Genomic DNA, 25,912 nt, shown 5'->3' with positions numbered 1-25,912 from the left:
AAACCACGAGCCCGACGAGAACCGAGGGGCGCCGTCCGTGTCGTGCACGGGTGGCGCCCCTTCCTCGTCCCGTCCCTTCCTCGTCCCGCTTGCCGCGTTCGTCGCGCTCGCCGCGCCGGTCTACGGGCGCGGCGGCAGCTTCGGGCGTCGCCGGTCCGGTACGTCCGTGTAGCCGGGCGGGACGGCCGCCGGATCCTGCTCCAGCAGTTCCAGCGCCAGGTGCACGGCGTCGTCCAGCTGCGCGTGCCGACCCTCCGCCCAGTCCAGGGGGGTGCGCAGGATCGCGAGGTCGGGCTCCACGCCGTGGTTCTCGACGGACCAGCCGTACTCGGGGAACCAGGCGGCGTTCATCGGCACCGTGATCACGGTGCCGTCCCCCAGGGTGTGCCGGCCGGTCATCCCGACCACCCCGCCCCAGGTGCGCTGGCCCACCACCGGGCCCAGCCCCAGCAGCTTGAACGCGGCGGTGATCATGTCCCCGTCGGAGGAGGTCGCCTCGTCGGCCAGGGCCACGATGGGTCCGCGGGGCGCGTTGGAGGCGTAGGAGACGGGCTGCGCGCCCCGGGTCAGGTCCCAGCCGAGGATCGAGCGGGTGAGCTTCTCCACCACCAGCTCGCTGATGTGACCGCCCGCGTTGCCGCGCACGTCGACGATCAGGGCGGGCCGTGACACCTCCAGGCGCAGGTCGCGGTTGAACTGCGCCCAGCCGGAGCCGCCCATGTCGGGGATGTGGAGGTAGCCGCAGCGTCCGCCGCTCAGCTCGCGGACCACGGCGCGGCGCTTGGACACCCAGTCCTGGTAGCGCAGCGGCCGTTCGTCGATGAGGGGGACGACCGCGACCCGGCGGGCCCGGCCCTCGCCCTCCGCCGGCCGGAACGTCAGCTCGACGGTGGTGCCCCCGGCCGCCGACAGCAGCGGGTAGGGGCCCGCCACCGGGTCCACGGGGCGGCCGTCGACGTGGGTGAGGATCGCGCCCTCGCGGATGCCGGTGCCGGCGAGCGGGGAGCGGGCCTTGGAGTCGGAGGACTCGCCGGGCAGGATCCGCTTGACCATCCAACCGTCCTCCCGGCACACCAGGTTCGCGCCGAGCAGGCCGATCGCCCGCTGGTAGTGGGGCGGGCCCTCGTTGCGGCGGGCGGGGGAGACGTAGGCGTGCGAGGTGCCCAGCTCGCCGAGGACCTCGCGCAGCAGGTCGGCGAACTCGTCGGGGGAGGCCACCGATTCGACCAGGGAGCGGTACTGGCGCAGCACCCCGTCCCAGTCGATGCCGCACATCCTCGGCTCCCAGAAGTAGGCGCGGATGATCCGGCCGGCCTCCTCGTAGGCCTGGCGCCACTCGGCGGCCGGGTCCACCTCGTGCAGGATGCGCCGCAGGTCGAGGTAGACGGTGGAGTCGCCGTCGCCGGACTCGGTGGCGGGGACGGCGCGCAGGTCGCCGTCGTCGTTGAGGACGAGGCGGGTGCCGTCGCCGCTGACCGCGAACCAGTCCAGTCCGGAGGCCAGTTCGCTCTTGCGGGCCTTGGTGATCTCGAAGTGTTCCAGGGTGGGTTTGCCGCTGGTGTCGGTCGGGTTGGCGAAGGTCTCGCCGAGCGCGCCCGAGATGGGCCAGCGCAGCCACACCAGTCCGCCGCCGCTGACCGGGTGGAGGGCGGAGTACTTCGACGCCGTCACCGGGAAGGGCGTGACCCGGCTTTCGAGGCCCTCGACCTCGACGGTCACCGAGCCGTCGCCCTCGCCGGGCTCGCCCTCGACGGGGTCCAGGCCGCCGGCGGCGGGCCGGCCGTCGGGGGTGAAGGCGAAGGGGGAGGGCGTGGCCGAGGAGAGCGGCACCAGGTAGGGGCGGCAGCCCAGCGGGAAGGACAGGTCGCCGGTGTGCACGTCGTAGACGGGGTCGAAGCCGCGCCAGGACAGGAAGGCGAGGTAGCGGCCGTCGCGGGTGAAGACGGGGCTCTCGTCGTCGAAGCGGCCGTTGGTGACGTCGACGATCGTACGGGCGCCGGGGCCGGCGATCCGGGCCATCTTGATCTGCCGCAGGGAGCGGCCCACGCCCGGGTGGGACCAGGTCAGCCAGCAGCCGTCGGGGGAGAACGCGAGGTCGGTCACCGGCCCGTTGATGGACCGGATCAGCTCGGTCACCTCCCCGTTGGACTCCTCCGTCGCGTCGAGGAGCAGGAGGCGGCCGTCGTCGGAGGCGACGGCGAGGCGTTCCCCGTCGGGGTCGGAGAGCAGTTCCTGTACGCGGCCCAGCTCGCCGGAGGCCAGCCGGCGCGGTTCGCGGTCGCCGGAGGCGCGGGGCAGGTAGGCGATCTCGATCGCGTCCTCGCCCTCGGCGTCGGTGACGTAGGCGATCTGGCCGCCGCTGCCGAGCATCTCGGGCAGGCGCACCCGCACGCCGGGGGTGTCGGCGATGGTGCGGGCGGGGCCGTCGCGGTGGGTGAGCCAGTACAGGCTGCCGCGCACGACGACGGCGCTGGCCCGCCCGGTGGTGTCGACGGACAGCGAGTCGACGTGGCTGGCGGCCGGCACCTGGTACGTACGCCGCCCCGCGCGCGGTCCGCCGAGGCGGACGGGGAGCCTGCGGGGGAGGGCGTCGGGGGCGAGGGAGTCGACGAGCCAGATGTCGCCCGCGCACTGGTACACGACGCGGGAGCCGTCGCTGGAGGCGTGCCGGGCGTAGAAGGCGTCGTGGTCGGTGTGGCGTCGCAGGTCGGTGCCGTCGGGCAGGCAGGAGTAGAGGTTGCCGATGCCCTCGTGGTCGGAGAGGAAGGCGATGCGGCCGTCCACGAACATCGGGGAGTCGAGGTGGCCCTCGATGTCCTCCAGCAGGCGCTGCCCGTGCAGCCACAGCCGGCCGGTGGCGCCACCGCGGTAGCGCTTCCAGGCGGCGGGCTCGTGCGGGGGCTTGCCCGTGAGCAGGAGGGTGCGGCGTTCGCCGTCGGCCCCGTCGTGGACGGCGATGTCGGAGACGGGGCCCCAGGGCAGGCGGCCGCCGGGGCTGCCGTCGGTGGGCAGGCTGTGGGCCCAGGAGAAGTAGGAGAAGGGCTGGCTGTGCGAGGAGACGGCGAGGATGTCGCTGCGGCCCTCCTCGTCGGGCGGGGTCCAGCCGCAGACGCGGGTGTCGGTGGCGCCCCAGTAGGTCAGCCGGCGTGCGGGGCCGCCGTCGACGGGCGCGAGGTGGATCTCGGGGTCGAGGCTGCGCCAGGTCGTGAAGGCGATGTGCCGCCCGTCCGGGGAGAACCGCGGGTGGCCGACGCGGGTCCGGTCGACGGTGATCCGCCAGGCCCGGCCGGGGGTTCGGCCGTCGGGGACGAGCGGGGCGACCCAGAGGTCGTCCTCGGTGGCGAAACACAGCAGGTCGTCGTGCAGGTGCGGGAAACGGAGGTACGCGACGTCGTGACTCACCCCCCAATGCTTTCCGCGCCAGGGGGGCGCGGCAACTCGTACAGGTGATCCACGTGTCGCGCGCGCGGGTGGCGGCGTCGCGCCCGGGGCGTGTGCCACGGCATGTGTCGCGGCCGGCGCGTGGCGTGCCTCGCGGCCCGACGCGTGGCCTGATCGGGGAGGGGGCTTCGTGGCGTGATCCATACCACTGCCCTATCGAAACGGAACGGTTTCGTTTCGCTTGGTGGCCGGGTATCGTCTGTGGAGTACGGAACGGCCTCGCTCACCCATCCGGGTGGACGGGTCCACGCGCGACGCGAAGGGGAAGGGGCGGGCATGACCGAGCCGATGGCGGGCCGGCGCAGCCGCATCACCCCCGAGCGCGAGGCGGAGCTCCACGGCGCGGTCCTCGACCTCCTGCGCGAGGTCGGCTACGAGGCCCTCACCATGGACGCCGTCGCCGCCCGTACGAAGTCCAGCAAGGCCACCCTCTACCGCCAGTGGGGGAGCAAGCCGGAGCTGGTCGCGCGGGCCCTGCGATGTACCCAGCCGGTCTCCCTGCGGGAGATCGACACGGGCAGCCTGCGCGGGGACTTCGCACTCATGGTCGAGCGTTCGGACGACGCGCAGATGGCCAAGGACACCGCGCTCATGCGGGGTCTGGCCCATGCCGTCCACGAGAGCCCGGAGCTCCACAGGGCGCTGCGCGACCTGTTGGTCGACCCGGAGATCAACGGTCTCCAGGCCATGCTCCGGCGTGCGGTCGACCGGGGCGAGATCCGGTCGGACTGTCCGGCCCTGGATTTCGTGCCGCACATGCTCATCGGGGCGTTCATCGCGCTCCCGCTGATCGAGGACCGGTCCGTCGACCGGGCGTTCCTCGGTGAGTTCATCGACGCCGTGGTCTTCCCCGCCCTCGGTGTCTGAAGCACGGACAGAAGAACAACGGACAGAAGAACCCCGTACGCCGTACCTCGTACGCCGTACGGTCCGCACGTCCCCGCACCGTCTCCCCACCCGCTGTTCCTGACACGCCGCTCTCGTCGTCGGGCCGGCTCCTCACGCCCTGATCCGTCCCGGATCCATCCCACGACCTGAAACGGGAGAACCACGACGTGGCCACCTTCCTCTATCGGCTCGGCCGCGGCGCCTTCCGGCGCCGCGGTCTCGTCGCCCTGCTGTGGGTGGCGCTGCTGTTCGCCGCGGGCTTCGGCGCCGCGACGGCCTCCGCGCCCACCTCCGGCTCGTTCTCGATACCCGGCACGGAGGCCCAGAAGGCCTTCGACCTGCTGGACAAGAAGTTCCCGGGCATGTCCGCCGACGGCGCGACCGCCCGCATCGTCGTCAAGGCCCCGGCGGGCGCCAAGGTCACCGACCCGGGCACCAAGGCCGAGGTCGAGAAGATCATCTCGGGGCTGAAGGGCGGCGCCGGCGCCGACCAGGTGGCCTCCGTCGAGGACCCGTACCAGACGCAGGCGGTCAGCCAGGACGGCTCGACCACCTTCATCAGCGTCAAGTACAAGGTCAGCGGGATGGAGCTGAAGGACGACACCCGCGAGGCGCTGAAGGACTCGGGCCACGCCGCCCAGCAGGCCGGTCTCCAGGTCGAGATCGGCGGTGACGCGCTGATGGCCGCCCCCGAGACCGGCTCCGGTGAGATCATCGGCATCCTGGTCGCCGCGATCGTCCTCGTCATCACCTTCGGTTCGCTGGTCGCCGCCGGGCTGCCGCTGCTGACCGCGCTGATCGGCGTCGGCATCGGCGTCTCCTCCATCACCGCGCTCGCCAACGTCCTCGACCTCGGCTCCACCACCTCCACCCTCGCGATGATGATCGGCCTCGCGGTCGGCATCGACTACGCCCTCTTCATCGTCTCCCGCTACCGCGCGGAGCTCGCCGAGGGCCGCGCGCGTGACGAGGCCGCCGGCCGGGCCGCCGGTACCGCCGGTTCCGCCGTGGTGTTCGCCGGTCTGACCGTGGTCATCGCCCTCGTGGGCCTGGCCGTCGTCAACATCCCGATGCTGACGAAGATGGGCGTCGCGGCCGCCGGCACCGTGGTCATCGCCGTACTGGTGGCCCTCACCCTGGTCCCGGCCATCCTCGGCTTCGCCGGCAAGAAGGTCCTGCCGGCGGGCGAGAAGAGCAAGATCTTCGGCAAGGGCGGCAAGGGCGCCCAGGCCGGCAAGGGAGCCAAGGCCGGCGAGGGTGCCGAGTCGAAGCCCAACGGCGGCACCCGCTGGGCCCGCTTCGTCCTGCGCCGCCCCGTCATGGTGCTGCTGGTCGGTGTGATCGGCCTCGGCGCGATCGCCATCCCCGCGAGCAAGCTGGAGATGGGCCTGCCGGACGACGGCGCCCAGCCGGTCTCCACCACCCAGCGCAAGGCCTATGACCTGCTGTCCGAGGGCTTCGGCCCCGGTTTCAACGGCCCGCTGATGATCGTCGTCGACGGCGACAAGGCGCTCGCCGACAAGACCGCCGAGCGGATCAAGGGGCTGGAGGGCGTGGTCGCGGTGACCCCGCCGATGCAGAACCAGGCCAAGGACGCGGCCGTCATCAGCGTGATCCCGAAGGACCGTCCGTCCTCCAAGCAGACCGAGGACCTGGTCCACACGATCCGCGACGGCAGCGGGGACGACGTGTTCGTCACCGGCGCCACCGCGATGAACATCGACTTCTCGCAGAAGATGAACGACGCGCTGCTGCCCTACCTCGCGCTCGTCGTCGGCCTCGCCTTCCTGCTGCTGATGCTCGTCTTCCGCTCGATCCTGGTCCCGCTCAAGGCGGCCCTCGGCTTCCTGCTGTCGGTCGTCGCCGCTCTCGGCGCGGTCGTCGCGGTCTTCCAGTGGGGCTGGCTCGGCTCGCTCTTCGGGGTGGAGCAGACCGGTCCGATCATGTCGATGATGCCGATCTTCATGGTCGGCGTGGTCTTCGGTCTCGCGATGGACTACGAGGTCTTCCTGGTCACCCGCATGCGTGAGGCGTACGTCCACGGCGAGCGTCCCGGCCAGGCCGTCGTGACCGGCTTCCAGTACAGCGCCCGCGTGGTCGTGGCCGCCGCCGTCATCATGATCGCGGTGTTCGCCGGCTTCATCGGGGCCAGCGAGCAGATGGTGAAGATGATCGGCTTCGGTCTGGCCGTCGCCGTCTTCTTCGACGCCTTCGTGGTCCGCATGGCCATCGTCCCGGCGGTCCTGGCGCTCCTCGGCCACAAGGCCTGGTGGCTGCCGAAGTGGCTCGACCGGATCCTGCCGAACGTGGACGTCGAGGGCGAGAGCCTGCGCAAGCACCTCGGCGAGTCCGACTCCGGTTCCGGCGACGGCCACGGGCCGGACAAGGACCGCGAGCTCGTCAACGCGTGACCGGCGGGGCGCGACCGTCGGCGGGCGACCGCCGACCCGTGCCCGCCGCGACACCGCCGGCCCCGCACCCGACCTCGGGTGCGGGGCCGGCTCCGTCGTGCCCCGTCGTGCTCCGTCCCGCCGAACGGGTGAGGCCCCGCCGTACGGGTGACGCCCGCGTCGTCCGGGTGAGGCGCGCCTAGCGGCCGACGGCCGCGCCCGCGCCGGCGCCCGCGCTCGCACCCGCTCCGGCTCCCGCACCCGCTCCCGTTCCCGCGTACGTACGGCGCAGGAAGCGGCGCAGGGAGGCGATGTCGAACTGGATGACCGCGACGCCCTCGGGGGAGTGGAACTCCACGACGGCCTGGACCCGGCCGCACGGCCAGACGCGTACGTCCCCCGTGCCCGTCGGGGCGCTCAGGCCCGCCTCCAGGAGGGCGCGGGGGAAGACCCACTCGTTGTCGGTGCCCTCGGGGGACAGCTCGGCGGGGAAGACGACGCGCACGGCCAACGGTTCCTCGGGCGTGAAGCGCAGGGCCACCGGAATGGCCCGGTAGAGGGGGTCGTCGGTGATCACACGGGCGCGTACCCGCACTTCGACGGCGGAGGGGGTCGCCGTGGACGGTGGATTCTCGGCGGTCGCTGACATCGGAACGACTCCTCGAAATCGGAACAATTGAGTCCGTTTGTCCGTCCAGCCTCGCACATTCCGACGAAACCGCGCGTTCCTATTTGTGATGCGGGCGCTCTTGCCAACGGTTTGCAACTGAGCACTATTCTTGAACGGTTAAAGACTGTGTGAGAAGCGGAGCCCTCCATGCATGTGCCCGACGGATTCATCAACGCGCCCGTCTCGGTGGCCGCCGGAGTGGTGGCCGCCGGAGCCGTCGCCGTCAGCCTGCGCGGCGCACGCCGTGAGCTCGACGAACGCACCGCACCTCTGGCCGGACTCGTCGCCGCCTTCATCTTCGCCGTGCAGATGCTGAACTTCCCCGTCGCCGCCGGCACCAGCGGCCACCTCCTCGGAGGGGCCCTGGCCGCGATACTCGTCGGCCCCTACACCGGCGTGCTGTGCGTCTCCGTCGTCCTGCTCATGCAGGGCATCCTCTTCGCCGACGGCGGCCTGACCGCCCTCGGCGTCAACATCACCGTCATGGGCGTCGTCACCGTCCTCGTCGCCTACGGCGTCTTCCGCGGCCTCCTCAAGGTGCTCCCGGCCGGCCGCCGCACGGTCACCGTCGCCGCCTTCGTCGGCGCCCTGCTCTCCGTGCCCGCCGCGGCCGCCGCCTTCACCGCCGTCTACGCGATCGGCGGCACCACCGACGTACCCCTCGGCAAGGTCCTCACCGCCATGGTCGGCGTCCACGTCCTCATCGGCATCGGCGAGGCGCTCATCACCGCCGCCACCGTCGGCGCCGTCATCGCCGTACGCCCCGACCTCGTCCACGCCGCACGCGGCCTGGCCACCCCCCTGAAGCTGCGCGTCGGCGGCGAACTCGTCGACGCCCCCGCCGCCGCCCCGGCGGCCGTGCCCGCCGCCGCCCGCTCCACCCGCCCCGTGTGGATCACCGGCCTCGTCACCGCCCTCGTCCTCGCCGGCTTCGTCTCCTTCTACGCCTCCGCCAACCCCGACGGCCTGGAGAAGGTCGCCGCCGACAAGGGCATCGACCAGAAGGTCGAGGAGCACGCCGCCGCCGACTCCCCGCTCGCCGACTACAGCGTCAAGGACGTCGAGGACGCCCGCCTGTCCGGCGGCCTCGCCGGCGTCATCGGCGTGGGCGCCACCGTCGCCGTCGGCACCGGGATCTTCTGGACCGTGCGCCGCCGCCGCGCGGACGACCAGGCCACCTCCGCCACGAACGTGCCCGCCCCCCACTGACATGGGAGCGGGCCACGCACACCGGCTCTACCGGCACGGACACTCGCCCGTGCACGAGCTGCCGCCTCACTGCAAGATCGCCGCGACCTTCGCCTTCGTCCTCGTCGTCGTCTCCACCCCGCGCGAGGCGATGTGGGCCTTCGGCCTCTACGCCGCCCTCATCGCCGCCGTCGCCGCTGCGGCCCGCGTCCCCGCCGGCCTCCTGCTGCGCCGGCTGCTGATCGAGGTCCCGTTCGTCGCCTTCGCCGTGCTCATGCCCTTCGTGGCCGAAGGCGAACGGGTCGACGTACTCGGCATGTCCCTCAGCGTCTCCGGACTGTGGGGCGCCTGGAACGTCCTGGCCAAGGGCACCCTCGGCGTCGCCGCCTCCGTCCTGCTGGCCTCCACCACCGAACTGCGCGCCCTGCTGCTGGGCCTCCAGCGCCTGAAGCTGCCGCCCCTGCTCGTCCAGATCGCCTCCTTCATGATCCGCTACGGCGACGTGATCACCGGCGAGCTGCGCCGCATGTCCATCGCCCGCCGCTCGCGCGGCTTCGAGGCGCGCGGCATCCGCCACTGGGGCGTCCTGGCCAAGACCGCCGGAGCCCTGTTCATCCGCTCCTACGAGCGCGGCGAGCGGGTCTACCTCGCGATGGTCAGCCGCGGCTACGCCGGCTCCATGCCGGTGATCGACGAAGTGACGGCCACCCGCGCCCAGTGGGCGTACGCGGCCGCACTCCCGGTGACGGCCCTCGCCGTCTGTCTGATGGGATGGACGCTGTGACGACCCCCGCCGCCTCCGCCGCCCCCACCGCCGCCTCCGCCGCCCCCACCGCCGCCCCCTCCCTGGAGGTGTCCGGCGTCGCCTACGCCTACCCCGACGGCCACCAGGCCCTCTTCGGCGTCGACCTCACCGTCGGCCACGGCGAACGCGTCGCCCTCCTCGGCCCCAACGGCGCCGGCAAGACCACCCTCGTCCTGCACCTCAACGGCATCCTCGGCGGCGGGGTCGGCACCGTCACCGTCGCCGGCCTGCCCGTCGAGAAGCGCAACCTCGCCGAGATCCGCCGCCGCGTCGGCATCGTCTTCCAGGACCCCGATGACCAACTGTTCATGCCCACCGTCCGGGAGGACGTCGCCTTCGGCCCGGCCGCCGCCGGCCTGCGCGGCGCCGAGCTGGAGACCCGCGTACGCGAGGCCCTCGACCAAGTGGGCATGACCGCCTGGGCCGACCGGCCGCCGCACCACCTCTCCTTCGGCCAGCGCCGCCGGGTGGCCGTGGCGACCGTACTGGCGATGCGCCCCGAGATCCTCGTCCTCGACGAACCCTCCTCCAACCTGGACCCGGCCTCGCGGCGCGAGCTCGCCGACATCCTGCGCTCCCTGGACGTCACCGTCCTGATGGTCACGCACGACCTGCCCTACGCCCTGGAGCTGTGCCCGCGCGCGGTGATCCTCAGCGAGGGCGTCATCGCGGCCGACGGCCCCACCCGGGACCTGCTCTGCGACGAGGAGCTGATGGGAGCGCACCGCCTGGAGCTGCCCTTCGGCTTCGACCCGCGCTCGGTGCCCGCCCCGCCGGCGGGCGGGGCCGTGACGGGCAGCGGGGCCGTGACGCAGGGCGGGGCCGTGACGGGGGCCACCGCCGCGGCCGGCGCGGCATAAGCGCAGGCCGCGCGTTGTTGGGCTGCTCGTGAACATCCAGGGTGTGGTGGCCGAAGGCTTCGAGCCGGTCAAGGACGCTTTCGTACGCAACTTCGAGGTGCTCGGCGACCGGGGCGCGGCCGTCGCCGTGTACCGCGACGGCCGCAAGGTCGTCGACCTGTGGGCCGGCGCCAAGGACGCCGACGGCGACGCCGCGAGCGACCCCTGGACCGAGGACACCGCGCAGATCGTCCGCTCCGCCGGCAAGGGCGTCGCGGCCGCCGTCCCGCTGCTGCTCCAGCAGCGCGGACTGCTGGACCTCGACGCGCCCGTCGGCTCGTACTGGCCCGAGTTCAAGGCCGGCGGCAAGGACCGGGCCCTGGTCCGCCACCTCCTCGCGCACCAGGCCGGCGTCCCCGCCCTGGACCAGCCCCTGAGCGCCGGCGAGGCGGCCGACGGGACCACCGGGCCGCGCGCCATCGCCGCGCAGCGGGCCTTCTGGGAGCCCGGCACCGCGCACGGCTACCACGCGCAGACCTTCAGCTGGCTGCTGTCCGAGCTGGTGCTGCGGGTGACCGGTCGCACCCTGGGCAACTTCCTCGCGGAGGAGATCGCCGAGCCGCTGGGCTTGGACCTGTGGATCGGCCTGCCCGACACCGAGGCGCACCGGGTGGGCCGGGTGGCGCCCGTGGAACCGCCGCAGAGCGCGGGCTCGCTGAAGATCAGGCCGAAGAGAAACGTTTCGGAGGCGTACGCCGACCCCGACTCCCTCACCCGCCGCGCCTTCGCCGCCATCGACCCGCAGCCCGACGAGAACGACCCCGCCTACCGGGCCGCCGAACTCCCCGCCTCCGCCGCCATCGGCACGGCACGCTCCCTGGCCCGCTTCTACGCCGCCACGATCGGGGTCGTCGAGGACGGCGGCCGCGTCTTCACCCCGGCGACCACCGCGCTCGCGGGCCGGGAGCTCGCGGCCGGCCCCGACCGGGTGCTCGTCGTCAACACCCGCTTCGGTCCCGGCTGGATGCTGCACGGACCGGCGTCGCCCCTGCTGTCCCCGGCCTCGTTCGGGCACCCGGGGCGGGGCGGCTCGCTGGCGTTCGCGGACCCGGAGGCGGGCGTCGGCTTCGGCTACGTCACCAACGCCCTGGCCAAGTCCGTCACGGCGGACCCGCGCGCCCAGGCCCTGGTCCGCGCGCTTCGGGCGAGCCTGGCGCAGGCGCGCTGAGGCGCCTTCGCCGCCCGCTCGTCACGGCCGACGGCTCACGTCCGGCCCACCATGCCGTACGGCGTACGGCGTACGGCGTACGTGTCACGGTCGCGCGGAGGGTTCCCGTACGTCGGCCAGCGCCGCGCCCGCGTGGTCGATGAGCTCCGCCGGGGCCATGGGGAACACCGTGTGCGGGGTGCCGGCCGCCGCCCAGACCACCTCGTGCGTCAGCAGGGCGCGGTCGGCGACCACCCGGGTGCGGGTGCGGTGGCCGAAGGGCGGAACCCCGCCGATGGCGTAGCCCGTCGTCTCGCGGACGAGCGCGGCGTCGGCGCGGGTCACCCGTTCGGCCCCGAGCTCACGGCGGACGGCCTCCACGTCCACGCGGGAGGAGCCGTCCATGAGCACCAGCACCGGGACCCCGTCGGCGGCGAAGATCAGCGACTTCACGATCTGGCTCAGCTCGCAGCCGATGGCGGACGCCGCGTCGGCGGCGGTACGGGTCCCCTCGGGGAAGGTCCGCACGTCGAGGGCGTCGAGGCCGAGGTCGGCGAGCGCACGGGCGAAGAGGGGATGCGGGGCGGGGGAGGACGTCGTCATGCGGGGACGCTAGCGCCGCCGAGGGCGCCCGCGCGAGCCGGTTTCGCGGGCCGGGACGGGCCGGGTGCGGCCGACGGGGCACCGGCCCGGCCCGGGCGGCGCCGGGCCGGCCCGGTGGCGTCGGCCCGGCGCCGCGTCGCCCCGGTCAGGAGCCGGACAGGACGCCGGCGACGATCCGGCCCGCCGTGTCGGCGCCGTGCCCGCCGCCCTCGACCATCGCGGCCGCCGCCACGTCACCGCTGAAGGCGGTGAACCAGCTGTCCGGGCTCGCCGCGCCGTCCACCTCCGCCGAACCCGTCTTCGCGCCCTTGTCGGAGCCGGGGACCGCCGCCATCGCCCCGGCCGCGGTACCTCCGGTCATGGCGGCCTGCCGCATCATCTGGGTCAGCTGCGCCGACACGCCCGGCCGCAGGCTCCGCGGAGCGCGCGCGAGCGGGCGGTCGTCCAACGAGGCCTTCACGAGCACCGGCTGACGGAACACCCCGGTGCGCGCCGTGGCCGTGATGGACGCGACGTTCAGCGGGTTCATCAGGATCGGCCCCTGCCCGATGTACTCGGCCGCCGCGGCGGTGCCCGAGGTCTCGGGCACCGAACCGTCCTGCGAGGGCACGCCGGTCTTCCAGTCCAGCCCGATACCGAAGACCTCCTTGGCCTCGCGCGGCAGCGCGGCGTTGTCCTTCACCTCGTCGATCAGGCCGATGAAGGCGGTGTTGCAGGAGCGGGCGAAGCTGGTGGAGAAGGGCTTCCCGTCGAGGCTGAAGCCGCCCTGGTTGCGGAAGGCCTTGCCGTCCCAGGAGACGGAGGGCGGGCACGCGGCCGTCCTGTCCGCCGCCACCAGCCCCTTGTCGAGCAGCATCGCCGCCGTCACGATCTTCATCGTGGAGCCGGGGGCGCGCCGGCCCTGCATCGCGGCGTTGAAACCGTCGCGGCGGTGGTTGGCCACCGCCAGGATGTCGCCGGTGCTCGGCTGGACGGCGACGACGGAGGCCTCCGCGTACGCGGCCACCGCCTTCTCCGCCGCCGCCTGCACGTCGGCGTCGAGCACCGTGCGGATCTCTCCGGGCTTGCCCTGCACCAGCGTCAACAGGGTCCGCTTGGCGGCGTCCCGGCCGGCGCCCTCCGCGGGTGCGGTCGTGGACGCGGTCGCGGCGGCCGGTTCGATCCACAGCTCGACGCCGGGGGTGCCGCCCGTCTTCTGCCCGTAGGTCTTGCGCAGCGCGTCCAGTACGGGCCGCAGCGAGGGGTACAGCTCGGCCGTCAGCTCCCGGCCGTCGCGGTCGACGGCCTTGACGGGCGGGCTCGTCGGGACGCCGGCGCGCAGCCTCTCGCCCGCCCGCAGGTCCGGGTGGACGATCGACGGCTGCCAGTCGACGAGCGCCTTGCCGGTGCTGACGCCGCGTACGACGGTCAGGCGCGAGTCGTAGACGAGGGGCTTGGTGGTGCCCTCGTAGGTGACCTCGGCCTCGACCTTGAAGGGGACGGCGGTGCCGTCCGGGGCGCCGGGGGTGATGACGGCCTTGGAGACGTAGGCCTTGGCGCGGTAGTCGGCGACCGCGGTGCGGGCGGCCTCGGCGTTGTTCGTCAGGTCGGCCGCCGCGCCGTCGTCGCCCGCCGCCCAGGCGGCGAGGAAGGCCCGGGCGGCCTCGGTCGCCTCCTTCTCGGTGACGGGCCCGGTCTTCCCGGGCGCGGAGGCCGAGCGGGTGCCGGCGGCGCCGTCGCTCCCGCCGGTCTCGTCCCCGACGAGCGCGTACACGCCGTACCCGGCACCGCCGACCATGGCGAGGAACACCCCGCCGATGATGGCACCCTTGGCCGCCCCGTTCATCCCATCCCCCTGAACATGTTCAAACTTCCCCGTAGCCCGGACCCTACGCTGTGCGACGGCTCCGTTCCAAGTGCCCAACCCCGGCCGCCCCGAAGGGATTCCCGCGACGGAGCCGCGCGAGGCGGCGCGAAACGCGCGACGGCCCGACACCGCGCGGTGCCGGGCCGTCGTCTCGGCCGCCCTTCTCCGGGCGCTCCCTCCGGGCGCTCGTCAGATCCAGGTGTCGAACCACATGCGGGCCCGCCAGGAGTCCATCGGCAGGGTCTGGCCCGTGTAGATCGGCCAGAAGTAGATGAAGTTCCAGACGATGAGCAGCACCAGGACGCCGGCGCCGATCGCGCCGACCGCCCGGCGCCGCTCCGACGAGCCGGCCGGGCCCAGCAGGGCGCCGATCATCATGGCCACGGCCAGACACAGGTACGGGACGAAGACCACCGCGTAGAAGTAGAAGATCGTCCGTTCCTGGTAGTTGAACCAGGGCAGCAGACCCGCGGCCAGCGCGCACGCGATGGCGCCCGCCCGCCAGTCGCGGCGGAAGAACCACCGCCACAGGACGTACAGCAGCGCGAAGCAGCCCGCCCACCACAGCAGCGGCGTGCCGAGCGCCAGCACCTCGCGGGCGCACTTGCCGGCCTCGCCGGCGGGGCAGCCGTCGGTGCCGGGGGCGGGGGACTCGTAGAAGTAGGAGACGGGCCGGCCCAGGACCAGCCAGCTCCACGGGTTCGACTCGTACGTGTGGCCGGAGGTCAGGCCCACGTGGAACTTGTAGACCTCCGTCTCGTAGTGCCACAGGCTGCGCAGCCACTCGGGGAGGAAGGACAGCGCGCTGTTCTGGTCGTACTTGGCGGCCCAGTCGCGGAAGTAGCCGCCCTTGCCGTTGTCGGGGGAGAGGATCCAGCCGAGCCACGAGGCCAGGTAGACGGCGATCGCCACCGGGACCGTCGAGAGGAAGGCGGGCAGCGCGTCGCGGCGCAGCATCGCCGCGTACGGGGCGCCCGCGCCTGCGGTGCGGCGCGCGGCGGCGTCCCACAGGACGGTGAGGATCCCGAAGAACGCGAGGACGACGAGGCCGTTCCATTTGGTGCCGAAGGCCAGGCCGAGGCAGACGCCGGCCAGGATCCGGTACGGGCGCCACCCCAGCTTCAGCGTCCGGGCGATGTGGGGGTCGGGGCGTGCGCGGCCGTCCTCGTCGAGCGGCAGCGCCGCGGCGAGTCTGGCCCTCGCCCTGTCCCGGTCCACGACCAGCGCCCCGAACGCGGCGAGCACGAAGAACATCAGGACCAGGTCGAGGAGCGCGGTGCGGCTCATGACCAGGTGGAGGCCGTCGACGGCCAGCAGGGCGCCGGCGAGGCAGCCGAGGAAGGTCGAGCGGAACAGGCGCCGGCCGATCCGGCACAGCAGCAGGACGGACAGGGTGCCGAGCACCGCCGTCATGAACCGCCAGCCGAAGGGGGTGAGGCCGAACATCCATTCCCCGAGGCCGATCACCCATTTGCCGACGGGCGGGTGGACGACGTAGCCCGGATCGAGGGGCAGGGTCACCGAGTTCGGGTCGGCGAGGATCGACTTGTCGACATCCTTGGGCCAACTGGCCTCGTAGCCCTGCTTGACCGTGGCCCACGCGTCCTTGGCGTAGTACGTCTCGTCGAATATCACCGCCTTCGGGCTGCCCAGATGGGTGAACCGCAGGACCCCGGCGACCAGCGTGATCAGCAGCGGCCCCGCCCAGGCCATGACGCGCTCCCAGGACTCCCGGCTCCCGCGCGGGACGCCGAGCGCCGTCCACAGCGAAGCGGAGGGGCGGGCGTACGGGGGCACGAGGCGGGTGCGGACGTCCACCCCCGGCGCCGGCGGCACGTAGCCGAAGCCGCGCAGGCGGCGCAGCCATCCGGGGCTCTCGGGGTCGAGGTCGCGCCCGCCGGGGGGGACGGGCGGGGCCCCCGCGGGGCTGGGCGGCGGCGGCGCGGTACTGGTCACCGGGTCATCGTAGGGAACCCGCCTGTGGGAACCCCAGCCTCCATGGGGTGCGGGCGCCGGCCGTGTTCCCGCGCAATTCCGGCGGTTCCGGTCCCTTCCCGTCCCTTTCCCGTCCCTTCCCGGGCGGGGCGGACGTCGCGGTACCGCTTTCCGGTGCCCCGCACACCCCATGCACCCCATGCACCTCGTGCGCCCCGCGTGCCCGGCCCGTGCGCGCCGGTCGCCGCCGCGCGGGCTCGCGGAGGGGCCCCGGCGGCGCCCGGGGGCGGTGCGGGCGCCGATGAGACAATGCACCGGTGACAGATGAGCAGCCGCGCCGCACCGAAGCGTCCCCCTCCACCCCGTCCGGCGCCGGCGGGTCCGACGGATCCGGCGTGCTCGTCCTCGCCGGGACCCCGATCGGCGACCTCGCCGACGCGCCGCCGCGCCTGGGCGCCGAGCTGGAACGCGCCGACGTGATCGCCGCCGAGGACACCCGACGGCTGCGCCGCCTGACGCAGGGCCTCAGCGTGTACACGACCGGGCGTGTCCTGTCGTACTTCGAGGGCAACGAGTCCGCCCGCACCCCGGAGCTGGTGGAGGCCCTGGAGGCCGGCAAGCGGGTGCTGCTGGTGACCGACGCCGGGATGCCCTCGGTCTCCGACCCCGGCTACCGGCTCGTCGCCGCCGCCGTCGAGAAGGACATCCGGGTCACCGCCGTCCCCGGGCCCTCCGCCGTGCTGACCGCGCTCGCCCTGTCCGGGCTGCCCGTGGACCGCTTCTGCTTCGAGGGCTTCCTGCCGCGCAAGGCGGGCGAGCGCCTCGGCCGGCTCCGCGAGGTGGCCGACGAGCGGCGCACCCTCGTCTACTTCGAGGCCCCGCACCGGCTCGACGACACCCTGGCCGCCATGGCCGAGGTGTTCGGCGCGGACCGGCGGGCGGCCGTGTGCCGGGAGCTGACCAAGACCTACGAGGAGGTCAAGCGCGGCGGGCTCGGCGCGCTCGCGCAGTGGGCCGCCGAGGGCGTGCGCGGGGAGATCACCATCGTCGTCGAGGGGGCGCCCGCGGCGGTCCCCGGCGATGTGGACGCGGAGGAACTCGTGCGCCGCGTACGGGTACGCGAGGAGGCGGGCGAGCGGCGCAAGGAGGCGATCGCCGCCGTCGCGGCCGAGGTCGGCCTACCCAAGCGCGAGGTCTTCGACGCGGTCGTGGCGGCAAAGAACGCGGCACAAAAGGTGCCGTAAGTCGGTAAAGAGCTAACCTGAATGGCAAAGCTCAGACCGCGCACCGGGCGTTTTGGGAATGAGTCACCCAAAGACCGTCCAACAGTAGACAGGGCCTGATGCGCTCCCGCCCGAAGAGGCGTCCACTGGCAGTGGCACCAGTGGAACAAGAGGAGCTGGCATGAGTGAGATCGCAGAGACCCCGGTACCCGCGTCCGTACCCGTTCCCGCGCCCGCCGTCGCGCCCGCCACGACTCCCGCGCCGGCCGCGGGCGCCGTGCCGACCGTGCACGAGGCCTACTCCTTCGCCTGCATGAAGTGCGGCTACGCGTGGGAGCAGGGCTACGAGATCGAGCACCACGTCGACGCGCGGGGCGAGGCGTTCATCGTGTACACCGCCGACGGCGAGCGGGTCCCGTCGCCGCTCTCCAACCCGACCTGCATGAACTGCGGCGGCCACGTCGTGCGGATCATGCGCGAGGGACAGGTCTCCTCGGTGCTCGGCACCCTCGACCGGCTCTACCACCACCGCGTTGCCCCCGGGATAGCCGGTCCGGTGCCGGCGGGCGCCTCCGAGCCCCGCACGCCCAAGGCGCACAAGCCGCCGAAGGCCCGGCCGCAGCACGACTCCCCCGGGCCGGTGGCCGTCGACGCCTCCCAGGAGCGCCGCGGACCCTTCGCCCGCCTGCTGGGATTCCTGCGCCGCGGGTAGTCCCGCCGACCCTCTCCGTGCGGTGTACGACGTACGGTGCACGACGTACGGCGTACGGGGTGCCGTGCGGATCCTCGGCCCCGACGGGCTCGTGCGGCCGGTCATAAGATCGGCCGTATGAGCCCCAGCCCTTCCTCCTCCCCTTCTCCCTCCGGTTCCGCCGGCGCCCCCGCCTCCTCCTCGAAGGCTTCCAAGGACACCCCGCCGCCGCTCCCCGAGCCGTTGCGCGTGCCGGTCGCGGACTCGCACACCCACCTCGACATGCAGGCCGGCACCGTCGAGGAGGGCCTCGCGAAGGCCGCCTCCGTGGGCGTGACCACCGTGGTCCAGGTGGGCTGCGACGTGAAGGGCTCGCGATGGGCCGCCGAGACGGCCGCCGCCTGGGACAACGTCCACGCGGCGGTGGCCCTCCACCCGAACGAGGCCCCCCGGATCGTCCACGGCGACCCCGACGGCTGGTCGCGGCAGGGCGCCCGACCCGGCGGCGGCCAGGCGGCCCTGGACGAGGCCCTGGCCGAGATCGAGGCGCTGGCGACCCTCGACCACGTGAAGGCGGTCGGCGAGACCGGCCTGGACCACTTCCGCACCGGTCCCGAGGGCATGGCCGCGCAGGAGCGTTCCTTCCGGGCGCACATCGAGATCGCCAAGCGCCGGGGCAAGGCGCTCGTCATCCACGACCGCGACGCTCACGCCGACGTGCTGCGCGTCCTGCGCGAGGAGGGGGCCCCCGAGCGGACGATCTTCCACTGCTACTCCGGGGACGCGGAGATGGCTCGGGAGTGCGCCGCCGCCGGCTACTACCTGTCCTTCGCCGGCACCGTCACCTTCAAGAACGCGGGCGCCCTGCGCGAGGCCCTCGCGGTGTCCCCGCTGGACCGCGTCCTGGTGGAGACCGACGCCCCCTACCTCACCCCCGCGCCGTACCGCGGTCGGCCCAACGCGCCGTACCTCATCCCGCTGACGGTCCGGGCGATGGCCGCGGTCCGCGGGATCGACGAGGACGCCATGGCGACGGCCCTCGCGGCCAACACGGCGCGCGCTTTCGACTACTGACACGCCCGTTCGTCCGACACGCTGGGTAGTCGAACGGCTTTGGCGCGTGACGGTCGCTCCCGCTAGGGTGCCGTGCCCCAACCCGCCGGGGCCGGACCAGTGGAGCGAGCGACGTGAGCGAAACCCAGGGCAGTCACCGCCGTGCCTCCTGGCCGGGGACCGCACCGGACCCCGGCCCCCTGCCCCACCCCGACGGGGAGTACGGCCCCCGCTCCGGCGACGGGGGCCGGCCCGGCCCGCTCCTGACCCCGGACGCGCCCGCCTTCGACCCCGGCCTCGACTCCGCCTTCGACCCGGCCTTCGACTCCGGCCTCGACCCCGCCTTCGACGCCGGCCTCGACTCCGGGTTCCACCCCGACCCCGACCCGGCCGACCCGGACCCCGCCCCCGCCGAGTCCGCCGTGCCGGCGCCCCGCGGCGAGGGCCGTGCCGCCCGCCGCCGCAAGGCCCCGGAACCCGCGCCCCGCCGCCGCCGAGCCGCCCCGGCCCCGACGCCGCCCCCCACAACCGCCGCCGCCACCGCCGCCGAGGCCGAGGCCGCGCACGCGGCCGGCGACGGGCAGGCCGACGTACGCCGCCCCTCCGGCCGGCGCCGCGCCCCGCGCCCCACCCTCGGCCCGCCCGACGCGACCACCGACCGGGACCCCGCCGCACCCCCCGCCCCCACCCCCGCGGCCGGTACCGTTCCCGGCCCCCGCTCCGGCGGCCGGCGCAAGCGGGCCGGCCGCACCCGCACCGGCCGTCCCCCCGGCGCCGGAGCCGGCGACAACTGGCGACGCCTCGTCCCCCAGGCCCTCGTCGTCGCCTTCCTCGCGGGCGGCACCAGCGCCTTCGTCGCCGCCGACAAGGCCGTACGCCTCTCCGTCGACGGGGTTCCGCGCACCCTGCACACCTTCGCCGGCAGCGTCGACGAACTCCTCGCCTCCGAAGGCCTCGGCGTCGGCCCCCACGACCTCGTCGCCCCCGCCCGCGGCTCCGACCTCGACGACGGCGAGGAGATCGTCGTCCGCTACGGCCGCCCCCTGCGCCTGACCCTCGACGGCACCTCCCGCCAGGTGTGGACCACCGCCCGCACCGTCGACGGCGCCCTGCGCCAGCTCGGCGTACGCGTCGAGGGCGCCTTCCTGTCCGCCCCGCGCACCGCGCCCGTGCCGCGCTCCGGGATCGACCTCAGCGTCCGCACCGAACGCGGCGTCACCTTCATGGCCGACGGCCGCGAACGCACCATCCGCACCAACGCCGCCACCGTCCGCGAGGCCCTCGACCAGGCCGGCATCAGCCTCCACGGCGAGGACACCACCTCCGTCGCCCCGGACTCCTTCCCCCGCGACGGCCAGACCGTCACCGTCCTGCGCATCACCGGCGCCCGCGAGGTCCGCGAGGAACGCATCCCGTACACGACCGAACGCGTCGAGGACGACACGGTCTTCGCCGGCACCGAGGTCGTCGAACGCGCCGGACGACCCGGGGCGCGCCGCGTCACGTACAGCCTGCGCACCGTCAACGGGGTGCGCCAGCAGCCGCGCAAGGTCGCCGAGGAGGTCGTGCGCGAGCCCGTGCACCAGCTCGTCAGGGTGGGCACGAAGCAGCTCCCCACCTCCGTCGCCGGCGCCGACGGGCTCGACTGGGCCGCGCTCGCCCAGTGCGAGTCCGGCGGCCGGGCCTCGGCCACCGATCCGTCGGGCACCTACGGCGGCCTCTACCAGTTCGACGTCGCGACCTGGAGGTCCCTCGGCGGCGACGGCCGCCCGCAGGACGCGTCGGGCAGCGAGCAGACGTACCGGGCGAAGAAGCTGTACGTGCAGCGGGGGGCGAGTCCGTGGCCCCACTGCGGCCGTAGGCTTTACCGGTGAGCACCGCAGAGCAGCAGTCAGCACAGCCGTCCGACGAGACGTCCGGCCAGACCGGCCCGACCGGCTCGGCCGAGCCGTCCGGGCAGGGCGGGGAGAGCGCCTTCGAGGCCCTCCTCGGGCCGGCCGACATCCGGGAACTGGCCGAGGTCCTCGGCGTACGGCCGACGAAGCAGAAGGGCCAGAACTTCGTCATCGACGCCAACACGGTCCGCCGGATCGTGCGCACCGCCGGGGTGCGGCCGGACGACGTGGTCGTCGAGGTCGGACCGGGCCTCGGTTCGCTGACGCTCGCCCTGCTGGAGGCCGCCGACCGGGTGGTCGCCGTGGAGATCGACGACATCCTCGCCGCCGCGCTGCCCGCCACCATCGCGGCGCGCATGCCCGAGCGCGCGGACCGCTTCGCGCTCGTGCACTCCGACGCGATGCTGGTGACCGAGCTGCCCGGCCCCGCGCCGACCGCGCTCGTCGCGAACCTGCCGTACAACGTGGCCGTGCCCGTGCTGCTGACCATGCTCGACCGCTTCCCGAGCATCGAGCGGACCCTCGTCATGGTGCAGTCCGAGGTCGCCGACCGGCTCGCCGCCGAACCGGGCAACAAGGTCTACGGCGTCCCCTCCGTCAAGGCCAACTGGTACGCGCACGTCAAGCGCGCCGGGGCCATCGGCCGCAAGGTGTTCTGGCCCGCCCCCAACGTCGACTCCGGCCTGGTCTCGCTGGTGCGCCGGACGGAGCCGATCAAGACCACCGCCTCCAAGGCCGAGGTCTTCGCCGTCGTCGACGCCGCCTTCGCGCAGCGCCGCAAGACCCTGCGCGCCGCGCTGGCCGGCTGGGCCGGTTCGGCCGCGGGCGCCGAGGAGGCGCTCGTCGCCGCCGGGATCTCGCCGCAGGCCCGCGGGGAGTCCCTGACGGTGGAGGAGTTCGCGGCGATCGCCGAGCACAAGCCGGCGGCGGAGAGGCCCGCGCTGTGAGCGACCGCGCCGACGCCCCCCGCGGCGTGAACGCCGAGGCCGTGAACGCCGACGCCCCCCGAGGCGTGACCGTACGCGTCCCCGCGAAGGTCAACGTCCAGCTCGCCGTGGGCGCCGCCCGCCCCGACGGCTTCCACGACCTCGCCAACGTCTTCCTGGCCGTCTCCCTCTTCGACGAGGTCACCGCCACGCCCGCCGACGCGCTGACGGTCACCTGCGCCGGCCCCGACGCCGACCAGGTCCCCCTGGACCGTACGAACCTGGCCGCGCGGGCCGCCGAGCTGCTGGCCGCCCGCCACGGGCTGGCCCCGGACGTGCACCTGCACATCGCCAAGAACATCCCCGTCGCCGGCGGCATGGCCGGCGGCAGCGCGGACGGCGCCGCCGCCCTGCTGGCCTGCGACGCGCTGTGGGGCCTCGACACCCCCCGCGCCGAGCTCCTCGACATCTGCGCGGAACTCGGCAGCGACGTGCCGTTCAGCCTCGTCGGCGGGGCCGCGCTGGGCACCGGGCGCGGCGAGGTCCTCACCCCCGTCGAGGCGGGCACCTTCCACTGGGTGTTCGCGGTCGCCGACGGCGGGCTGTCCACCCCGGCCGTGTTCCGCGAGTTCGACCGGCTGACCGAAGGCACCGCCGTCCCCGCCCCCGAGGCCTCCCCGGCGCTGCTGGCGGCCCTGGCCTCCGGCGACCCGGACGCCCTCGCCGCCACCCTGGCCAACGACCTTCAGCCGGCCGCCGTCTCGCTGCGCCCGCGGCTCGCCGACACGCTGGCCGCGGGCACGGCCGAGGGCGCGCTGGCCGCGCTGGTGTCCGGTTCCGGGCCCACGACGGCGTTCCTGGTGCGCGACGCCGAGTCCGCGGCGAAGGTCGCGGCGGCGTTGGAGGCCTCCGGCACCTGCCGGGCCACCCGCGTCACGTCCTCGCCCGCCCCGGGGGCGACCGTCCTGGCCTGAGGGGTACCCAGGCGGAAATGAGTACGAGCGCCCTGTCGGCGGGAGGGCGCCCGGGGCGATCGTGGCGCCATGACAGTCAGCGCACGCGCCATGGCCGCGGCCACGCCCGCCTCCCGGGACCGCTACGTCGACCTGCTGCGGGTCCTCTCCCTCGCCACGGTCGTGCTCGGTCACTGGCTGATGGCCGCGGTCGGCGCCGACGGCATAGGGAACCTGCTCGCGCTCGTCCCGCCGCTCCAGGTCCTCACCTGGGGGCTGCAGGTCATGCCGGTGTTCTTCTTCGTCGGCGGGTTCTCGCACGCCCTGTCGTACCGCTCGACGGAGCGTCGCGCCGAGGGCCGGCCCGTCTACGCCGCCTTCCTGCGGGCGCGGCTGCGCCGACTGCTGGGGCCCACGCTGGTCTTCGTCCTCGTCTGGACGGCCGGCGCGCTCCTCGTGCAGCTCGCCGGCGCGGACGACGGCCGGCTGGCCGGGGCCGCGCTGCGGATGGTCACCCAACCGCTGTGGTTCATCGGGATCTACCTGGCGATGGTCGCCCTCACGCCGCCGATGCTGAGGCTGCACGCCCGCCACGGCTGGGCGGCCTTCGCGGCCCTGGCGGGCGCGGCCGCGCTGGTCGACGTCCTGCGGTTCGCCTACGGGGTCCCGTACGTGGAGTTCCTGAACTTCGCCCTGGTGTGGCTCGCCGTGCACCAGCTCGGCTTCCTGCGCGCCGACGGGCGCCTGCGCCGGCCCGCGCTCCTGGCGGTCGCCGGTCTCGCCGGCGCCGTGGCGCTCGTCGCCCTCGGCCCGTATCCGCTGTCCATGGTCGGGATGCCGGGGGAGAAGGTCTCCAACATGGCCCCGCCCACGCTGGTCCTGCTGTGCCACGGCGTGTGGCTCGTGGGCGCGGTGCAGCTCCTCGCCCGGCCCGCCGGGGCGTGGCTGGAGCGGCCGCGGGTGTGGCGGGGCGTCGTCGCCGCGAACGGGGTCGCGATGACCGGCTTCCTGTGGCACCTCACCGCCATGCTGGGCGTGTACGCCGCCCAGCTCGCCCTGGGTCTGGCCCTGCCCGAGCCGGCCACCGCCGGCTGGTGGGCGCAGGTGCCCGTACGGATCCTGCTCGCCGCCGCCCTGACCGCGCTGCTGGTGGCCTGCTTCCGCCGCTTCGAGAACCCCGTCCACCGGGACGGGCGCACCTCCGCCCCCGCCCCCGGTCGCGGGTCGGGTCGCGGTCCCGTCGCCGCCGTCGGGGTGACCCTGTGCCTGCTGGGGGTCCTGGGACTGTCCATGACCGGACTCGGCGGCCTGCTGGAGGGGCACAGCGCCACCCTGATCGCCTTCCCGATCACCGCGCCGGTGGCGATCGCGATGGCGGTCGGCGGCCGGCTCCTGGTGGAACGGTCGGGGCCCCGCGCGGAGGGTTAGGCTGAGGGGCTGATCCACACCCCTTCCCTGGAGCGCGTCTGATGGCCGTCAATCTGGTCAATGTCGAGGCAGTCAGCAAGGTGTACGGAACCCGTACCCTGCTCGACGGCATCTCCCTCGGCGTGTCCGAGGGGGACCGGATCGGTGTCGTCGGCCGCAACGGCGACGGCAAGACCACCCTGATCCGCATGCTGGCCAAGCTGGAGGAACCCGACACGGGCCGGGTCACCCAGAACGGCGGCCTGCGCATGGGCGTGCTCACCCAGCACGACTCCCTCGACCCCCGGGCCACGATCCGCCACGAGATCATCGGCGACATGGCCGACCACGAGTGGGCCGGCAACTCCAAGATCCGTGACGTGCTCACCGGTCTCTTCGGCGGCCTCGACCTGCCCGGCTTCGGCCAGGGCCTCGACACCGTCATCGGCCCGCTGTCCGGTGGCGAGCGCCGCCGCATCGCCCTGGCCAAGCTCCTCATCGCCGACCAGGACCTCCTCGTCCTCGACGAGCCCACCAACCACCTCGACGTCGAGGGCATCTCCTGGCTGGCCGGCCACCTGCAGACCCGTCGCTCGGCCCTGGTGTGCGTCACCCACGACCGCTGGTTCCTCGACCAGGTCTGCACCCGTATGTGGGACGTCCAGAGGGGTGACGTCTTCGAGTACGAGGGCGGCTACAGCGACTACGTCTTCGCCCGCGCCGAACGCGAGCGGATCGCCGCCACCGAAGAGGTCAAGCGGCAGAACCTGATGCGCAAGGAGCTGGCCTGGCTGCGCCGCGGCGCCCCGGCCCGCACCTCCAAGCCGCGCTACCGCATCGAGGCGGCGAACGAGCTGATCGCCGACGTGCCGCCGCCGCGCGACAAGTCCGAGCTGATGCGCTTCGCCAACGCCCGCCTGGGCAAGACGGTCTTCGACCTGGAGGACGTGACCGTCCAGGCCGGGCCCAAGACCCTCCTCAAGCACCTCACCTGGCACCTGGGCCCCGGTGACCGCGTCGGTCTCGTCGGCGTCAACGGCGCGGGCAAGACCTCCCTGCTGCGGGCCCTCGCCGAGGCCGCCCGCACCCAGGGCGAGACCCAGCCGGCGGCCGGCGAGATCACCGTCGGCAAGACCGTCAGGCTCGCCTACCTCTCGCAGGAGGTCGGCGAACTCGACCCCTCGCTGCGCGTCCTGGAGGCCGTCCAGCGCGTCCGCGACCGGGTCGACCTCGGCAAGGGCCGCGAGATGACGGCGGGCCAGCTGTGCGAGCAGTTCGGCTTCACCAAGGAGAAGCAGTGGACGCCCGTCGGCGACCTCTCCGGCGGCGAGCGGCGCCGGCTGCAGATCCTGCGCCTGCTGATGGACGAGCCGAACGTCCTGTTCCTCGACGAGCCCACCAACGACCTCGACATCGAGACCCTGACCCAGCTGGAGGACCTCCTCGACGGCTGGCCCGGCTCGATGATCGTGATCTCCCACGACCGGTTCTTCATCGAGCGCACCACCGACACGGTGATGGCGCTCCTCGGGGACGCCACCCTGCGGATGCTGCCGCGCGGTCTCGACGAGTACCTGGAGCGCCGGCAGCGGATGATCGAGGCGGCCGCCCCGGCGCCCGCCCCGGCCGCCGCGAAGACCTCCTCCTCGGGCGACTCGCGCGCCGCGAAGAAGGAGCTCCAGAAGATCGAGCGGCAGCTCAACAAGATGTCGGACCGGGAGTCGAACCTGCACGCGCAGATCGCCGAGAACTCCACCGACTACGACAAGGTCGCCAAGCTCGACGCGGAGCTGCGCGAACTCATCGCGGAGCGGGACGAATTGGAGATGCGCTGGCTGGAACTGGCCGAGGAGGCCTGATTTCCGGCGCCCCGGAGCGTCCGCGAGGACGCCCGGGGGCGTGATAACGGCCGCGTCACGGGCCGGTCCGACCTTGGGAACAGGGGTGCGACC

19 protein-coding genes are annotated in these 25,912 nt (G+C 73.8%); 14 read left to right on the top strand and 5 right to left on the bottom strand.

What is annotated here, in order from left to right:
- Window positions 1-120: 120 nt before the first annotated feature.
- A complete protein-coding gene (locus tag AB0D01_RS12485) occupies window positions 121-3,402 on the bottom strand; it encodes a S41 family peptidase (RefSeq protein WP_363055082.1) in 3,282 nt (1,093 codons plus the stop codon).
- 327 nt (window positions 3,403-3,729) lie between these two features.
- On the opposite strand from AB0D01_RS12485, the gene AB0D01_RS12480 reads away from it, so the two are divergent.
- Both AB0D01_RS12480 and AB0D01_RS12475 read left to right on the top strand, forming a co-directional pair.
- Window positions 3,730-4,308 carry a TetR/AcrR family transcriptional regulator gene (locus AB0D01_RS12480; RefSeq protein WP_363055174.1) on the top strand — a complete coding sequence of 193 codons (579 nt, stop codon included), beginning with the start codon at window positions 3,730-3,732 and terminating at the stop codon, window positions 4,306-4,308.
- 188 nt (window positions 4,309-4,496) lie between these two features.
- Window positions 4,497-6,740: an MMPL family transporter gene (locus AB0D01_RS12475; RefSeq protein WP_363055081.1), complete on the top strand. Its 2,244-nt coding sequence runs from the start codon at window positions 4,497-4,499 to the stop codon at window positions 6,738-6,740.
- A 178-nt stretch (window positions 6,741-6,918) separates the two neighbouring features.
- Here AB0D01_RS12475 and AB0D01_RS12470 read toward each other — a convergent pair whose 3' ends face one another.
- Window positions 6,919-7,368: an SsgA family sporulation/cell division regulator gene (locus tag AB0D01_RS12470; protein WP_363055080.1), complete on the bottom strand. Its 450-nt coding sequence runs from the start codon at window positions 7,366-7,368 to the stop codon at window positions 6,919-6,921.
- A 168-nt stretch (window positions 7,369-7,536) separates the two neighbouring features.
- Between AB0D01_RS12470 and AB0D01_RS12465 the strand changes: the two genes are divergently transcribed.
- The 4 genes from AB0D01_RS12465 to AB0D01_RS12450 are packed head-to-tail and all read left to right on the top strand — an operon-like array spanning window position 7,537 to window position 11,449.
- Window positions 7,537-8,598 carry an energy-coupling factor ABC transporter permease gene (locus AB0D01_RS12465; protein ID WP_363055079.1) on the top strand — a complete coding sequence of 354 codons (1,062 nt, stop codon included), beginning with the start codon at window positions 7,537-7,539 and terminating at the stop codon, window positions 8,596-8,598.
- A gap of 1 nt (window position 8,599) precedes the next feature.
- On the top strand, window positions 8,600-9,361 hold the full coding sequence (gene cbiQ / locus AB0D01_RS12460) for a cobalt ECF transporter T component CbiQ (protein ID WP_363055078.1): 762 nt from the start codon (window positions 8,600-8,602) through the stop codon (window positions 9,359-9,361).
- Window positions 9,349-10,242: an ABC transporter ATP-binding protein gene (locus AB0D01_RS12455; RefSeq protein WP_363055077.1), complete on the top strand. Its 894-nt coding sequence runs from the start codon at window positions 9,349-9,351 to the stop codon at window positions 10,240-10,242. Before cbiQ ends, AB0D01_RS12455 begins: the two co-directional genes overlap by 13 nt.
- Window positions 10,243-10,270: 28 nt before the next feature.
- Window positions 10,271-11,449 (top strand): serine hydrolase domain-containing protein, encoded by a 1,179-nt coding sequence (locus tag AB0D01_RS12450; protein ID WP_363055076.1) that lies wholly within the window; start codon window positions 10,271-10,273, stop codon window positions 11,447-11,449.
- A gap of 84 nt (window positions 11,450-11,533) precedes the next feature.
- On the opposite strand, the gene AB0D01_RS12445 is transcribed toward AB0D01_RS12450, so the two are convergent.
- The 3 genes from AB0D01_RS12445 to AB0D01_RS12435 all read right to left on the bottom strand — a co-directional run bounded on the left by AB0D01_RS12445 (window position 11,534) and on the right by AB0D01_RS12435 (window position 15,740).
- Window positions 11,534-12,031 (bottom strand): YbaK/EbsC family protein, encoded by a 498-nt coding sequence (locus tag AB0D01_RS12445; protein WP_363055075.1) that lies wholly within the window; start codon window positions 12,029-12,031, stop codon window positions 11,534-11,536.
- A gap of 145 nt (window positions 12,032-12,176) precedes the next feature.
- The gene (locus AB0D01_RS12440; protein WP_363055074.1) at window positions 12,177-13,856 is read right to left on the bottom strand and encodes a penicillin-binding transpeptidase domain-containing protein; all 1,680 of its coding nucleotides are present in this window, start codon (window positions 13,854-13,856) and stop codon (window positions 12,177-12,179) included.
- Window positions 13,857-14,066: 210 nt separating this feature from the next.
- Window positions 14,067-15,740 carry a phospholipid carrier-dependent glycosyltransferase gene (locus AB0D01_RS12435; protein ID WP_363055173.1) on the bottom strand — a complete coding sequence of 558 codons (1,674 nt, stop codon included), beginning with the start codon at window positions 15,738-15,740 and terminating at the stop codon, window positions 14,067-14,069.
- Window positions 15,741-16,207: 467 nt separating this feature from the next.
- Between AB0D01_RS12435 and rsmI the strand changes: the two genes are divergently transcribed.
- The 8 genes from rsmI (at window position 16,208) to AB0D01_RS12395 (ending at window position 25,819) form a co-directional block, all read left to right on the top strand.
- On the top strand, window positions 16,208-17,056 hold the full coding sequence (gene rsmI / locus AB0D01_RS12430; protein ID WP_363055172.1) for a 16S rRNA (cytidine(1402)-2'-O)-methyltransferase: 849 nt from the start codon (window positions 16,208-16,210) through the stop codon (window positions 17,054-17,056).
- Between the two features lie 292 nt (window positions 17,057-17,348).
- A complete protein-coding gene (locus AB0D01_RS12425; protein ID WP_363055171.1) occupies window positions 17,349-17,747 on the top strand; it encodes a hypothetical protein in 399 nt (132 codons plus the stop codon).
- A gap of 117 nt (window positions 17,748-17,864) precedes the next feature.
- Window positions 17,865-18,800: a TatD family hydrolase gene (locus AB0D01_RS12420; RefSeq protein ID WP_363055073.1), complete on the top strand. Its 936-nt coding sequence runs from the start codon at window positions 17,865-17,867 to the stop codon at window positions 18,798-18,800.
- A 113-nt stretch (window positions 18,801-18,913) separates the two neighbouring features.
- A complete protein-coding gene (locus AB0D01_RS12415) occupies window positions 18,914-20,653 on the top strand; it encodes a ubiquitin-like domain-containing protein (RefSeq protein WP_363055072.1) in 1,740 nt (579 codons plus the stop codon).
- A 128-nt stretch (window positions 20,654-20,781) separates the two neighbouring features.
- Window positions 20,782-21,621 carry a 16S rRNA (adenine(1518)-N(6)/adenine(1519)-N(6))-dimethyltransferase RsmA gene (rsmA, locus tag AB0D01_RS12410; protein WP_363055170.1) on the top strand — a complete coding sequence of 280 codons (840 nt, stop codon included), beginning with the start codon at window positions 20,782-20,784 and terminating at the stop codon, window positions 21,619-21,621.
- A 65-nt stretch (window positions 21,622-21,686) separates the two neighbouring features.
- Window positions 21,687-22,574 carry a 4-(cytidine 5'-diphospho)-2-C-methyl-D-erythritol kinase gene (locus tag AB0D01_RS12405; protein ID WP_363055169.1) on the top strand — a complete coding sequence of 296 codons (888 nt, stop codon included), beginning with the start codon at window positions 21,687-21,689 and terminating at the stop codon, window positions 22,572-22,574.
- A gap of 69 nt (window positions 22,575-22,643) precedes the next feature.
- Window positions 22,644-23,981 (top strand): acyltransferase, encoded by a 1,338-nt coding sequence (locus AB0D01_RS12400; protein WP_363055071.1) that lies wholly within the window; start codon window positions 22,644-22,646, stop codon window positions 23,979-23,981.
- Between the two features lie 41 nt (window positions 23,982-24,022).
- Window positions 24,023-25,819, top strand: coding sequence for an ABC-F family ATP-binding cassette domain-containing protein (locus AB0D01_RS12395; RefSeq protein WP_363055070.1), 1,797 nt, complete (start codon window positions 24,023-24,025; stop codon window positions 25,817-25,819).
- The last annotated feature ends 93 nt before the right edge of the window (window positions 25,820-25,912 follow it).

Origin of the sequence: Streptomyces sp. NPDC048606, from assembly GCF_040650855.1 — a bacterium.
GTDB lineage: Bacteria > Actinomycetota > Actinomycetes > Streptomycetales > Streptomycetaceae > Streptomyces.
The sequence above is the reverse complement of the archived record's forward strand: the minus strand, read 5'-3'. Positions and strand labels throughout refer to the sequence as shown.

Excerpts from the sequence above, each read along its gene's own strand:
- AB0D01_RS12480 (WP_363055174.1), top strand. The coding sequence starts at position 3,730 with ATGGCGGGCCGGCGCAGCCGCATCACCCCCGAGCGCGAGGCGGAGCTC.
- AB0D01_RS12470 (WP_363055080.1), bottom strand. The coding sequence starts at position 7,368 with ATGTCAGCGACCGCCGAGAATCCACCGTCCACGGCGACCCCCTCCGCC.
- AB0D01_RS12465 (WP_363055079.1), top strand. The coding sequence starts at position 7,537 with ATGCATGTGCCCGACGGATTCATCAACGCGCCCGTCTCGGTGGCCGCC.
- cbiQ (WP_363055078.1), top strand. The coding sequence starts at position 8,600 with ATGGGAGCGGGCCACGCACACCGGCTCTACCGGCACGGACACTCGCCC.
- AB0D01_RS12455 (WP_363055077.1), top strand. The coding sequence starts at position 9,349 with ATGGACGCTGTGACGACCCCCGCCGCCTCCGCCGCCCCCACCGCCGCC.
- AB0D01_RS12445 (WP_363055075.1), bottom strand. The coding sequence starts at position 12,031 with ATGACGACGTCCTCCCCCGCCCCGCATCCCCTCTTCGCCCGTGCGCTC.
- AB0D01_RS12440 (WP_363055074.1), bottom strand. The coding sequence starts at position 13,856 with ATGAACGGGGCGGCCAAGGGTGCCATCATCGGCGGGGTGTTCCTCGCC.
- AB0D01_RS12425 (WP_363055171.1), top strand. The coding sequence starts at position 17,349 with ATGAAGTGCGGCTACGCGTGGGAGCAGGGCTACGAGATCGAGCACCAC.
- AB0D01_RS12420 (WP_363055073.1), top strand. The coding sequence starts at position 17,865 with ATGAGCCCCAGCCCTTCCTCCTCCCCTTCTCCCTCCGGTTCCGCCGGC.
- AB0D01_RS12400 (WP_363055071.1), top strand. The coding sequence starts at position 22,644 with ATGACAGTCAGCGCACGCGCCATGGCCGCGGCCACGCCCGCCTCCCGG.
- AB0D01_RS12395 (WP_363055070.1), top strand. The coding sequence starts at position 24,023 with ATGGCCGTCAATCTGGTCAATGTCGAGGCAGTCAGCAAGGTGTACGGA.